Annotated in this window: 13 protein-coding genes; 9 read left to right on the plus strand and 4 right to left on the minus strand. The window is 55.4% G+C overall.

The genetic code is table 11. The features are described from left to right. Positions 1 to 107: 107 nt before the first annotated feature. Both ACXADJ_RS17805 and ACXADJ_RS17810 read left to right on the plus strand, forming a co-directional pair. Positions 108 to 569, plus strand: a complete 462-nt coding sequence (locus ACXADJ_RS17805) for a hypothetical protein (protein ID WP_475068642.1) — start codon at positions 108 to 110, stop codon at positions 567 to 569. Between the two features lie 54 nt (positions 570 to 623). Further along, positions 624 to 752 carry a hypothetical protein gene (locus tag ACXADJ_RS17810; protein ID WP_475068644.1) on the plus strand — a complete coding sequence of 43 codons (129 nt, stop codon included), beginning with the start codon at positions 624 to 626 and terminating at the stop codon, positions 750 to 752. Between the two features lie 85 nt (positions 753 to 837). Here the strand turns inward: ACXADJ_RS17810 and ACXADJ_RS17815 are convergent, their stop codons facing one another. Further along, positions 838 to 1,380 (minus strand): flavodoxin, encoded by a 543-nt coding sequence (locus tag ACXADJ_RS17815; RefSeq protein WP_028293586.1) that lies wholly within the window; start codon positions 1,378 to 1,380, stop codon positions 838 to 840. 257 nt (positions 1,381 to 1,637) lie between these two features. On the opposite strand from ACXADJ_RS17815, the gene ACXADJ_RS17820 reads away from it, so the two are divergent. The 3 genes from ACXADJ_RS17820 to ACXADJ_RS17830 all read left to right on the plus strand — a co-directional run bounded on the left by ACXADJ_RS17820 (position 1,638) and on the right by ACXADJ_RS17830 (position 4,047). Beyond that, positions 1,638 to 1,985 carry a hypothetical protein gene (locus tag ACXADJ_RS17820; protein WP_475068646.1) on the plus strand — a complete coding sequence of 116 codons (348 nt, stop codon included), beginning with the start codon at positions 1,638 to 1,640 and terminating at the stop codon, positions 1,983 to 1,985. Positions 1,986 to 2,074: 89 nt separating this feature from the next. Beyond that, on the plus strand, positions 2,075 to 3,451 hold the full coding sequence (locus ACXADJ_RS17825) for a class II fumarate hydratase (RefSeq protein ID WP_475068647.1): 1,377 nt from the start codon (positions 2,075 to 2,077) through the stop codon (positions 3,449 to 3,451). 83 nt (positions 3,452 to 3,534) lie between these two features. Continuing rightward, complete coding sequence (locus ACXADJ_RS17830) at positions 3,535 to 4,047, plus strand: hypothetical protein (protein WP_475068649.1); 513 nt, start codon at positions 3,535 to 3,537, stop codon at positions 4,045 to 4,047. A 147-nt stretch (positions 4,048 to 4,194) separates the two neighbouring features. Here ACXADJ_RS17830 and pobA read toward each other — a convergent pair whose 3' ends face one another. Further along, positions 4,195 to 5,400 carry a 4-hydroxybenzoate 3-monooxygenase gene (gene pobA, locus ACXADJ_RS17835; RefSeq protein ID WP_475069137.1) on the minus strand — a complete coding sequence of 402 codons (1,206 nt, stop codon included), beginning with the start codon at positions 5,398 to 5,400 and terminating at the stop codon, positions 4,195 to 4,197. 479 nt (positions 5,401 to 5,879) lie between these two features. Between pobA and ACXADJ_RS17840 the strand changes: the two genes are divergently transcribed. Beyond that, positions 5,880 to 6,968 (plus strand): hypothetical protein, encoded by a 1,089-nt coding sequence (locus tag ACXADJ_RS17840; RefSeq protein ID WP_475068652.1) that lies wholly within the window; start codon positions 5,880 to 5,882, stop codon positions 6,966 to 6,968. A 144-nt stretch (positions 6,969 to 7,112) separates the two neighbouring features. Here ACXADJ_RS17840 and ACXADJ_RS17845 read toward each other — a convergent pair whose 3' ends face one another. Beyond that, positions 7,113 to 8,051, minus strand: coding sequence for a helix-turn-helix domain-containing protein (locus ACXADJ_RS17845; RefSeq protein ID WP_475068654.1), 939 nt, complete (start codon positions 8,049 to 8,051; stop codon positions 7,113 to 7,115). Positions 8,052 to 8,796: 745 nt separating this feature from the next. On the opposite strand from ACXADJ_RS17845, the gene ACXADJ_RS17850 reads away from it, so the two are divergent. Genes ACXADJ_RS17850 through ACXADJ_RS17860 form a run of 3 tightly spaced genes read left to right on the plus strand, consistent with a single transcriptional unit; the run spans position 8,797 to position 11,686 of the window. Next, positions 8,797 to 9,849 carry a TRAP transporter substrate-binding protein gene (locus ACXADJ_RS17850; protein WP_475068657.1) on the plus strand — a complete coding sequence of 351 codons (1,053 nt, stop codon included), beginning with the start codon at positions 8,797 to 8,799 and terminating at the stop codon, positions 9,847 to 9,849. Next, the gene (locus ACXADJ_RS17855; protein WP_051219232.1) at positions 9,846 to 10,367 is read left to right on the plus strand and encodes a TRAP transporter small permease; all 522 of its coding nucleotides are present in this window, start codon (positions 9,846 to 9,848) and stop codon (positions 10,365 to 10,367) included. The genes ACXADJ_RS17850 and ACXADJ_RS17855 overlap by 4 nt, the downstream gene beginning before the upstream one ends. Then, on the plus strand, positions 10,364 to 11,686 hold the full coding sequence (locus tag ACXADJ_RS17860; protein ID WP_475068659.1) for a TRAP transporter large permease: 1,323 nt from the start codon (positions 10,364 to 10,366) through the stop codon (positions 11,684 to 11,686). The genes ACXADJ_RS17855 and ACXADJ_RS17860 overlap by 4 nt, the downstream gene beginning before the upstream one ends. 60 nt (positions 11,687 to 11,746) lie before the next feature. Here the strand turns inward: ACXADJ_RS17860 and ACXADJ_RS17865 are convergent, their stop codons facing one another. After that, complete coding sequence (locus ACXADJ_RS17865; RefSeq protein WP_475068661.1) at positions 11,747 to 12,649, minus strand: LysR family transcriptional regulator; 903 nt, start codon at positions 12,647 to 12,649, stop codon at positions 11,747 to 11,749. Between the last annotated feature and the right edge of the window lie 29 nt (positions 12,650 to 12,678).

A 12,678-nucleotide genomic window follows, 5' to 3' on the forward strand; every position in this document is an offset into this window, starting at 1 on the left:
CGCTGGGCGTGGGGTAGCGGAACGCGCCAGTTACGGTGCTGTTACGGCTACAAGGGTGCGGCGGCTGACAGGATGTGCAAGACTGTTATCAGAACGAAGGATTCGTTATGACTGACAAAACAGCGCACAGCAGCGAGGATCAGATCATGTTCACTCCCGTAAAGCAGCAAGAGCCGACGGGCTGCGGCATCGCTTCGGTGGCCAATATTCTGGGTAAAACCTATCCGGAGATGAAGGACATTGCCAACGACATGGGCATTCATGCCGATGACCAGTCGTTGTGGTCAGACACCCGTTATGTACGCCAGATGCTGGCGACTGAAAGCATCGAAACCTCGCCAACGGAAATACCTTTCACCGACTGGGGCAGCTTGCCGGATATGGCGTTGCTTGCCATCAAGCACCATCAGGAGGACGGCAAGGACTTCTGGCATTGGGTGGTGTTCAAGCGGGTGGCCGGGCAACCTTTCGTGCTGGATTCTGCGGCCTATTTACCTTCTAACATTCGCACCGATTTTGATGCCATGGAGCCCCGGTGGTTTATCGAGATAATGGCTCAGTCGCACTAGGGTCCCTCCAAATAACTCAGTGCCCGCTCTGGATGACAGGGCGAGTTGCAACATGTGCTGCCGCAATGGACGCTGGACGATCTGAAAATCTGTGTGTTGTACGCCTCCCGCAAACATAAGTCGACGGCGGTGCGGGCGTTGATTGATTACCTGGAAGTCTGGTTCAAACAGCAGGATTGGTAATCGTCAGGGCGTATTGGGGAAGGGAATAAGACGGCAAGCTCAGGATGGCAAGGCCACCCTGTGCTTGTGAAGCTCGAAGCGCTGATCAGGCGGCTTCTTTCTTCTCGGCGTATTCGGCCACCACCTGCTTGACCCAACGCTCAACACGGTCGTCGCTCAGTTCAAACTGCTGGTCTTCGTCAACCGCCAGACCGCAGAAACGCTTGCCGTCGTCGATGGATGCGCGGGAGCCGTCAAACTCGTAGCCTTCGGTAGACCAGTAGCCAACGAACTTGGCGCCAGTGTCAGCCAGACACTCGTGCAGCCAGCCCACGGCGTCGATGAAGTAGTCGCCGTAACCGAACTGGTCGCCCAGACCGTACAGGGCCACAACCTGACCGTTCAGGTCCAGTGCCTTGAGGGCGTCTTCAAAATCTTCCCAGTCAGCCTGGATGCCACCGAAATCCCAGGTAGGGATGCCCATGATCAACAGTTCGTACTCTCCGAATGTTTCGGAACCCACGTCGGTGATGTTGTGCAAATCGGCGTCAATGCCATGCTCTTTCAGCTGTTCGGCAATACGGTTGGCGATGTCTTCGGTGTTGCCGGTGTCGGTACCAAAAATAATACCGGTGCGTGGGCTGCTCATAACGGTGCCTCTGAATTCTTCATTTCAAAACTTTATAAACCTGATGAACAAACCAGGTTGACTCTGCACCAAATGCTAATCATTATCATTAATAAATCAAGGCTTGACTCGCGGTTTGGGACACTCTTTTTGTGGAAAACATCTGTTCCCGAATGACCTTAATGCGTTGCCAAACGATAGCGCTGGGTGCAGTCGAACTTACAGTTATGAATCTTATCGGACACCGAAGGGGCAGCGCCATGGCGGAACAGCAGACGATGGAAAATTTTCTCGAGCTGATCGACATGCGCCATGCAGTGCGTTACGGCGAACAACCGGACAGTCCGGGCTTTCTGACGCGCTGGCTGGAGCTGGAAGAAATCACCTTTCCGCGCGTGTGCAACTGCATTAAACGCCGGGTGTACCGCCGTGAATACGACCTCTTGATGGATGCCATCACCGACGAGCTGGTGCCGGAAACCTGGCGACAGCTGTGTCTGGATCATATCCATCATCCGTTGAACGGCCTGTCGGCAGTCGCCAGCAAGCCCCACCACCGCAAGGCGGTTAACCGCTTGCGTTGGGAAATGAACACCCTGGCAGGCTATTTCCTCCAATACAGCTGAGAGCACAGCTGGCATACCCAACAAGCATAAAGAGCACGGCGTCAGCGGCCAATCCGATCCGGCCAGCGCCAACCAACAGGAGACAGGCAATGAATTACCGTACCGTCAAAGACAGCATGGGCGAACTGCAAGTACCGGAAGCGGCACTGTGGGGGGCGCAAACCCAGCGTGCGATTGATAACTTCCCGGTCAGTGGCCAGCCGATGCCAGAGGCTTTCATTCGTGCCCTGTTGCTGGCCAAAGCCGCCGCCGCCAAGGCCAACGTGCAGTTGGGCATGCTGGAAAAACCCATTGGTGATGCCATTGTCGATGCCGTCAACACCCTGCTGGGTGATGCCGAGCTGATGACCCACTTCCCGGTAGACGTGTTCCAGACTGGCTCTGGCACCAGCTCCAACATGAATGCCAACGAAGTGGTCGCCACACTGGCCACTCGTTCACTGGGTCAGGACGTTAGCCCGAACGACCACGTTAACTGCGGCCAGAGCAGTAACGATATTATTCCAAGCAGCATTCACATCAGTGCCGCGATGCAAATCAGCGACACCCTGATTCCGGCACTGGATCACTTGCAGCAAGCCATTCGCGACAAGGCTGCTGAAGTCGACGGCTTTGTAAAAACCGGCCGTACTCACCTGATGGACGCCATGCCTGTGCGCATGAGCCAGTCGCTGGGCGGTTGGGCCGAACAAATTCGCAGCTGCCGCAAGAACCTCGATCACCAGCTGACCCAGCTGCTGCGTCTGGCCCAGGGCGGCACCGCCGTGGGTACCGGCATTAACGCTCACCCGGAATTTTCGGAACTGTTCAGCCACGAACTGAGCAAACTGACCGGCTTGCCGTTCCAGCCAGGCCCTGACCTGTTCGCTCTGATCAGCTCCCAGGACACTGCGGTGCAAACCTCCGGTGCATTGAAAACCCTCGCCGTGGCACTGATGAAAATTGCCAACGACTTGCGCTGGATGAACTCTGGCCCGCTGGCCGGTTTGGGTGAAATCGAACTGGAAGCCCTGCAGCCGGGTTCTTCCATCATGCCGGGCAAGGTTAACCCTGTAATTCCGGAAGCCACTGCCATGGCCGCTGCCCAGATCATTGGTAACGACGCTACCATCACCATTGGCGGTCAGTCCGGTAACTTTGAACTGAACGTGATGCTGCCGGTGATCTCTGCCAACCTGCTGAACAGCGTTCAGCTGGCGGCGAACACCTCGCGTTTGTTGGCCGATAAAGCGGTATCCAGCTTCAAGGTGAATGAAGATAAACTGCAGGAAGCGCTGGCGAAAAACCCGATTCTGGTGACGGCACTGAACCCGATTGTGGGTTATATGAAAGCGGCTGAAATCGCCAAGCAGGCCTATAAAGAGAAGCGCCCGGTACTCGACGTTGCCGACGAGCAAACCGATCTGGGTCGTGAAGAACTGGAACGCCTGCTGGACCCTGCCAAACTGACTCATGGCGGTATCTGATTCGTCCCTGACTACACTTGCCGTTGCCTGACCAGAGTAAACACGGCTCTGGTTCAGGCATCACGACATCGGATGGAGGTCGTATGACGCAGCGAGACACAAAGCACACCTGGCAGGCCGGTATACAGGCCCGTCATGGCGAAAAGCCACCACTGGATTGGCAGCACCATATTGAAATGGGTCAGCAAGCGCTGGCAGCGGGCGATCCACAGGCGGCGAGTCAGTCCTTTGTGCAAGCGCTCGACTTCGGCTACGACCTGCTTTATTGCCCCGGCCAATACCCGATGGTGTCTTACGAGACGGCGTTGGCCAGTGTGGTGTTGGCGCTGCTGAATCTGGTGGAAAGTTATCTGGCCGAAGGCCGCAGTGAAATGGCGCTGGTGCGGCTTAACCGCTGTGTGAACCTGCTGGCATCACAGAATAACGACTGCGACCACGAAGGCATTCGGCTGTGTGTGCAGAAAATGGCGGCACGTCTGGCTGAAGAATGTCCGCAGTTATTGGGACGTATCCAGACCAACAAGCCAGCCTTGCAGGCGTTGGTCGCTCAGCTGGGCACTCTGGCACCGAAGCAGAACCGGATGTCGCTGCATTGAATTCGTTGGTGCGCACCCGTTCCATGAACGGGTATTCGGAAAAATCTCGTTAGAGTGTGTACCGCGCACCAAATTGATGTTGATGACATCGTGACCAAAAAAGCCCGCTGATCCTTCGACCAGCGGGCTTTTTCGTTCAAGTAATGCTTACTTTGGCTCTTCGTATGGTAGGCCAACGTACTGCTCGGCGATCACCTTGCGGCCGTTTTCGCTGTTGAGGTAGTAGTTCAGCTCGGACTGCATGAAGCGCTTCTGCATCAGTGGGTCCATGCCCGTGCTGGACACTTCGCCTTCGAAGTCGTGCATCATGTTGGTCATCCACCAGGAGAAACGTTCACCGTTCCAGACACGACGCAGGGCAATTTCGGAGTACTGCTCGGTACAAGCCTTGTCGCCGTTTTTGTAAACACGGGTCATGATCTTGTACAGGGTGGCCACGTCAGAGGCGGCCAGATTCAGACCCTTGGCGCCGGTTGGCGGCACGATGTGGGCGGCATCACCCACCAGGAACAGGTTGCCATACTGCATTGGCTCACACACGAATGAACGCAGTGGTGCGATGCTCTTTTCGATACTTGGACCGGTTTGCATGGTCGCAGCAACTTCTTCCGGCAGACGCTTTTTCAGTTCGTCCCAGAAACGTTCGTCAGACCAGTCTTCTACCTTGTCGGTCAGTGGCACCTGCAGGTAGTAGCGGGAACGGGTCAGGGAGCGCTGGCTGGCCAGGGCAAAGCCACGATCCGACATGGCGTAGATCAGCTCGTCGTTGCACGGTGGCACGTCGGCCATCAGGCCCAGCCAGCCAAACGGGTAAACACGTTCGTGCTCGGTACGCAGTTCTTCCGGAATGGTCTGGCGGGACACACCATGGAAACCGTCACAACCGGCGATGTAGTCACATTCCAGGCGGATGTCTTCACCCTGATAGTTGAAAGTGACGTAGGGGTTGTCGGACTTCACGTCGTGCGGCTGTACCGATTCTGCGTAATAGTAGGTCGGCAGCTCAGCGGCTTCACGGGCGTCCATCAGGTCGCGGGTAATTTCTACCTGTCCGTAACACATGACGGTTTTGCCACCGGTGAGTTCTTTCAGGTCGATGCGATGACGCTGGTTGTTGATGCTCAGTTCAACACCGTCGTGGACGTGGCCTTCGGCATCCATACGCTCGGACACACCGGCTTCACGTACCAGATCGACAAATCCTTGTTCCAGAATACCTGCGCGAATACGACCCAGAATGTAGTCACGGTCTACGCGGTCGATGATGACGTTGTCGATGCCTTGCTTGTGCAGCAGTTGGCCAAGCAGCAGGCCGGATGGGCCTGAGCCGATGATGGCTACCTGGGTTTTTATCGTTTTCATAAGTGCCTCTGCGGTACATTTTTATTGTTACCTTTCCATCATCGTCCGAATAAACGCTGCTCTGAATGGAGAAATCATTCGACGACTGGCACTTTTTTTACATGGGTGTTCGGTGGTTTCGGTACCTTTTAAGCCCCTCTGAAAATCCCATGCGCTGTTTCTGACAAAGCTTCTGGCTGTCTTCAAATTCCCTCCAAACCCCCTCCAAACCCCGATGGTGACTGACCTTGCAGGGCAGTGTGAGTAAAACTCTCTGGTGTGCTCTCTATCTGTTTTTGGAATGTGATGTATCTCAAAAACTTATATAGGTGGTAATTAAAACAATCGGTTTTTACAACATATGTACCCCGATTGCAGTATATGTACAGCCTTTGGGGGTGGCCTCAATCAAACTGAATTGGCTGACTATTCCGGCGCTGGCGTCCTAACGAACAGCCCGGCACAACAATAAATAAAAGAAAGGCTAAATCATGAAGAAGCACTCCCTGGCTCTGGCTGTTGCAGCCTCCGTTATGGCATCCGTTGCAGGTGCCGGTGAAATCGCCGACGTAAACGGCGTGAAATACAGCATTGGTGGTTACGTTAAGGTAGAAGGTGTTTTCAACCGCCCGGACTCCGATGCCGCACTGGATGCAAGCAACTCCTTTAACGCGACTGCCCGTCAATCCCGTATCAATTTTGCTACCCAGCGTGAAATCGAAGGTCACAAGATCAAGACCTTTATTGAAGGCGATTTCTACGGTGGTCAGTTCAATTCGGGTACGACTTACAACTGGCGTCTGCGTCACGCCTACCTGCAGGTAGATAACGTGACCGTTGGTCAGACCTGGAGCGGTGTGTTCTTCGCAACGGCGCCGATGGATGCGCCACAGTTCAACTTCTGGGGCCTGGGCCTCGGCACACTGGGCGGTAATGGCGGTACCATTCGCCCGGACCTGGTGTTGCACTACACCAATGGCCCGGTTCGCATCAGTATTCAGGACCCGGTAAACGCCAAAGCAGGCTACCCGGATCTGGTGGCGTCCTACACCCAGCGCTTTGACGGCGGCAGTGGCTTTACTGTGGCAGCCACCGGTCGTGACGTTGCTGTTGGTGATGGCAGCAACACCGGGGATGAAGATTCCAAGTTTGGTGCTGGCCTGTCGTTCGCCGGTAAGTTGGGCATGGGCGACCTTACCCTGCACGGCTCCGTTTACACCGGTAAGGGTGTGGGCGTGTTCTCTGGTTTCGGTGTGAACGGTGCCTATGCGCCGGTCAAGAACGCCGATGCTGAAGACGGCGATCTGGTTAGTCAGATGGGCTTCGCAGCGGGTCTGAGCTACCGCCTGAGCGACGACCTGAAAGCCGGTGTGCGCATGGGTCGTGTGAGCGTTGACGATGCTGCCGATTCTGAAATGAACGTGATGAACGCCAACCTGACCTACGCCTACACCAAAGGCCTGGATATCGGCGTTGAATTCCGTAAGCAGGACGTTGATACCCTCAACAACCCAACCAGCTTCCCGAACATCCGTCCGAAGGGCAAGCAGCTGGAAATCATGGCCATGTACAAGTTCTGAGTACCGGCCCGGCGTTGGCCTTGCTGATTGGCGGCAAGGCTAACCCAACAAACTCTCCGTTGTGTGTTGTAAAGAATCCGGTGTTGTCATGAGCACCGGATTTTTTATGTCCGACACCCGACACCCGACACCCGACACCCGACTTCAGACGTTCTTGCTACGACTGCTGCGCAGGGTATCCGATGGCGATTCGCCAAAGCGCTCGCGGTAGTAGCTGGCAAAGCGCGACAGGTTGGTAAAGCCGTAGCGGGTGGCGATGTGGGTGATGTTCTGACTGGGGCTGTTGCAGATGTCGTCGTGGGCAGCCTGCAGTTTCACACAGCGAATAAACACCGAGGGAGTGATGCCCAGTTCCTTGTTGAACAGGTTATAGAGGGTCTTCACGCTGACATCGCATTGCGCTGCCAGCCAGTTGACGTCGATGTCTTCGGTGATGTGCTCTAACAGCAACGCCCGTACTTTTTGCACCCGTGGGTGCTGGCTGTGGCCAACGCCGGGACTGGTGCTGTCGTGGCTTTGCAGGCTCTGCCACAGGGCGTGGTAGAACAGCTGCTGGTAGCAGTCGGCGTTGCTGGCACTGATTGGCGTGTCCGGTTCGGCGCAGAGGGATTGCAGCAGAAATTGCAGGCGCTGGTTGCGGCCCTGTTGCCATTGTTGCTGGAAGATCCGGTTCAGCTGGCTGCTGTCAGTCATGTCCAGTCGTTGGTTGTTGACCGCCACGCAGAGCCAGTCCTGATTGGCGCTGGCGCCTAATTCAAGAGCTTGCTGATGGCTGACCCAATGGGGTTGCGCCAGCAGGTTCTCGAACGGGTCGGTCGGCCATACCAGCAGACTGATGTCGTCGGGGCATTCAATGGCCACCCGGCAGCTGCGGTTAAAGTGCAGGCGTGCCAGTTGCAGGTCGCCGATACGCCACTGGTTCTGGCGCACGCGGGCGTCGCTGTTCTGGCCGCTGGCGCAGTCTATGAAGAAGCCTTTATCCCTGCAGGCAAAGAGCTGCAGTAAAGGGCTGTGCAGGGCCTGGTGGTCACTGCCCTGATTGACGGCCAGATCAACCGACCGATGGAGATAGCTTCCCAGCATGGAATCCCTCGTTATTATTTTGTTGGGATTATAGGGTTACTTCACTATTACCAGAAATCGCGTTGAAGTCTCTGGTACAAACATCGTACTGACTGGTACAAAAACAACATCGCCCCTGAAAAACCGTGCCCTTCCACGGCTTTGCGGGTGCTGTTGCGCTACATCGAGGTGTACCGGCTACATGCTCTGACGGCATGTTTATGCTCTCGAATGTTATGTCTGTGTGGCTGTCAGGGCAAAGTCCAATTTCACCAGAGGGGTATTGGTTTTTGCTATAGGGCCGAAAATTTGTTCATCGGCCAGCGTTGCGGATATGTCGCTTTGGAATGATCCCGGTCAATGTTCTTATAGCTTGGCCTGCTTCGTTAAAAGCCGGTTAAACCCTTTGTTAATGGGGCTTGTAGCGATTTTAACCGCTTATTAACGATGCGTTTTGTAGTCTCAAAGGTGCCATTTTGAATATGCAACTATGCAAAAAACGAATGGTATCCCTGCTTATTTAATTACCAGCCGTACTTTCATGGTGCTAGCTTGCAGTCCTGAAGTGAGGATTTCGCTATGGGTCTGCGTGCCGCCAGATGGCAGGGTATTTTTTCAATACTTTTGTGGGTAGACCTTCCGGAACCTGACTGAAAGCCAGAATCTGTTGCATAAAATAACAGTCCAGAGGTTGTATGATTTTGCCGTAAGTGCCGAAATTGGCCGGGGCAATATCTGACCCATAAAAATAACAAGGTGCAAAACAATGAAACTGAAGAACCTGCTGGTAGCACTGGGTATCACATTGGGCAGCCTGACTGCCGCCACCACCCAGGCCGCTGAACCTGAATTCACTCTGAAGCTGCATCACTTCCTGACGCCACTGTCGCCAACCCATCAGAAGCTGATGGTGCCGTGGGCCGAGAAAGTGATGAAAGAATCTGACGGTCGTATCAAAATCGACATCTACCCGGCCATGCAGCTGGGCGGCAAGCCACCACAGCTGTTCGACCAGGCTCGTAAAGGTGTTGCTGATATCGTCTGGACCGTTGGTGGTTACACCCCGGGTCGTTTCCCGAAAGCCGGTGCTTTCGAACTGCCATTCATGCCGGTAAATGCAGAAGCCACCTCCATGGCACTGCAGGAATACGCCGAGACTGAAATGCAGGACGAGCTGGAAGACGTTCATCTGTTGGCCCTGCACACTCACGCGCCAGGTGCATTCCACTCCCGTGACACCCTGATCAAGACCGCTGACGACATCGACGGCCTGAAAATGCGTGCGCCAAACAAAGCCATGGCAGAAGCCCTGAGCACTCTGGGTGCAAGCCCTGTGTTCATGCCGGTACCTACGCTGCCAAGCGCACTGTCCAAAGGCGTTGTTGACGTTGCCGTAATGCCTTTCGAGGTGGTTAACCCGCTGAAGATTCACCAGCTGGCGCCTAACCACACCGAGATCAAGGGCGAGCGTGGTCTGTACACCCAGTTCTTCATGTTTGTGATGAACAAGAAAACCTACAACAAGCTGCCTGCTGACCTGCAGAAAGTGATTGATAACAACTCTGGTATCAACGAAGCCCGTCGCATGGGTTACGAATTCGACCAGGCAGAACTGCCAGGCTACGAAGTGTCCCGTGCCGAGAATAACAAGTTCTACACCATCTCTCCGGAAGAAACCGCCAAGTGGAAGAAAGCCATGCAGCCGGTAACCGACGACTGGATTGAAGACATGAACGACGAAGATCTCGACGGTACTCGTCTGTACAAGAAAGCCAACGATCTGATCAAGAAGTACGAAAAGGTAGTAAGTGAATCATGAATGACATTGCCCTGAACCAGCCTGCGTGGCTGGTACAGGTGCGCGCCATTCTGACATGGCTCGCCCGTCAGCTTGCGCTGGTGGGCGGTGTCATCATGTTGGCCCTGGCCTTCATGACTGTTGTCAGCGTTATCGGTCGCGCCCTGTTTTCAACTGCGATTAGTGGAGACTACGAGCTGGTAGAAGCCGGCTTAGGGATTGCGATCTTTCTGTTTCTGCCCGAAGGCCACCGTGCCTGCGGACACGTGGTGGTGGACGTATTCACCAACAACCTGGCTCCCAAGCCCCTGAAGGTACTGGAGACCGTTGGCGAGTTCTGTTTCTTCGTAGTGTCCTGTGTGATGGCGTGGCAAATGACCATCGCCGGTTACGACGCCTACGACTACATGGAACAGAGCATGATTCTGGAACTGCCGCTGTGGATTGTTTACGCAGCCGGTGTGTTGGCAAGCACCCTGGTGGGCTTGCGCGCTCTGGAACGCCTCATCAGCTTTTTTATGGGGGCAAGTGAAGAATGACTGAGAACGTAGAACTGGCCTTTGGCATGATCGCACTGCTGCTGGTGCTGATGGCCTTCCGTATTCCGATTGCGCTGGCCATGATGGCTTGTGGCGCACTGGGTTATACCCTGCTGGCAGGTTATGAATCCGTGCTGGACTACTTTGGCACCGTACCGGTGGCCAAGTACTCCACCTACGACCTGTCAGTTGTACCGCTGTTTTTGTTGATGGGTGAACTGGCAACCCGTGCCGGTATCACCAGTGAACTGTTCCGAACCTGTAACACCTGGATCGGTCAGCTGCGTGGCGGTTTGGCGATGGCCTCCGTATCCGGCTGTGCGGCCTTTGGTGCGATTTGTGGTTCCTCGCTGGCCACCGCTTCCACCATGGGTAAAGTGGCGCTGCCGGAAATGAAGAAAGCCAACTACGACGGTGGTCTGTCTGCGGGTGCGCTGGCAGCGGGTGGTACCCTGGGTATCCTGATTCCACCGTCCATGGTGTTGATTATTTTCTCGGTACTGACTGAGCAGAACATCGCCAAGATGTTTATCGCGGCCTTTGTACCGGGCTTCCTGGCGGCGTTTGGCTACCTGCTGGCAATCGCAGTGGTTGTGCGCATGAAGCCGGAAGCAGGCCCTGCCGGTGAAAAGACCAGCTGGGCACAGAAGTTCCGCTCCACACTGGATGTATGGCATATCACCATGATCTTCCTGGTGGTACTGGGCGGTATTTACGCCGGTATCTTCACCCCAAGCGAAGCCGCTTCTGTGGGTGTGGTTCTGACCGCGGTTCTGGCCTTCACCCACGGTGGTATGCGCTGGGACGGCTTCAAGGAAAGCATCCTGAAAACAGCGGTTTCCACTGCGATGATCTTCTTCATCCTGTTGGGCGCTGACCTGTTCAGCGTATTTGTTGCCCTGACCCAGCTGCCAGCAGCGGGTGCCGAGTGGATCAGCCATGCCGGTTACTCCCCATACATGGTGCTGACCATCATGCTGATCAGCTACCTGATTCTGGGTTGTTTCATGGACTCGCTGGCGATGATCCTGCTGACCATTCCAATCTACTTCCCGATCATCATGGGCATGGATTTTGGTCTGTCACCAACCGACCTGGGCATCTGGTTCGGCATCATCGCGCTGGTGGTGGTGGAAGTCGGCCTGATTACGCCACCGGTGGGCATGAACGTGTTCATCATCAAGTCCTTCGACAAGGAACTGAAGATGACTGACGCCTTCCGCGGTGTGATTCCATTCCTGATCTCCGACATCCTGCGGGTGATCCTGATGATCATCTTCCCGGGCATTACGCTCTGGCTGGTGCACCTGATCGGCTGAGCCTGACCTTATAAAAAAACCGGACCCTGTGTATGCAGCGTCCGGTTTTTTTGTGGCTGTTTAAAGCGTTGAGTCCGGTTGATTCAACGCCTCAATATCCTCCCGAATCCACTCACATAAGGCCCGTACCCGGGCCAGTTTCTCATTGCGTTTGGGAATGTGCGCCCGATACCAACGGTCTTGTGGTGGGATGTCTGTCATCAACGCAATCAGGCTGCCGTCTTGCAGTCCGGCACGAGCAATGTAGGCGGGCAAAATGGCCAGCCCCAAGCCTTGCTGGGCTCCCAATGTGAGGGTGTAGTTATCGTCGCTGCTGAGTCGCGGTTGTACATCCACATAGACCGGCCCCTTGCTGGATTCAAACGCCCAGGTGTTGCCCTGCGGGCTGAACACCAGACAATCGTGGTCGACCAGATCGGCGGGGTGCTTGGGCGAACCTCGCTGGGCCAGATATGCCGGCGAGCCGTACAGGCCCACCATGGTGGGCGCCAGTGGCAGCTGAACCACGCCGTCGTAGTGCGCCAGTCGGCCGCTGATCATTACATCGATATTTTCTTCCAACGGACTGACCGAGCGATCACTCATCAGGGTTTCCACCGTAATACCGGGATGGGTCGCCATAAAACGGGTGATCGAACGAGACAGGGCGGCCATGGATATGGTGGTCGGCAGCATCAGCCGCAAGTGCCCTTCCAGCTTGCTGTCGTCGGTGCTGGCGTGTTGCAGCAGCGCCTCAAATTCCGCCAGACACTGGCGTGCAGAAGGCAGTAAGCGGCTGCCTGCATCGGTTAACTCCAGCGTGCGGGTGGTGCGGTCGAAGAGCCGGTTACCGAGGGTGTTTTCCAGCTGGGCGATGCGCTTGGCGACCACCGAAGGCACCACATGCAGGCTGCGGGCGGCGGCGGTGAAGTTGCCATGGTTGGAGACGGCCAGAAAGGTTTTCAGGTTGGTCAGGGTATCCATGGCCGCGCTTCCACTGTGAAGGTTATTTT

It is taken from the genome of Oceanobacter sp. ABM4_470 (genome assembly GCF_056158645.1).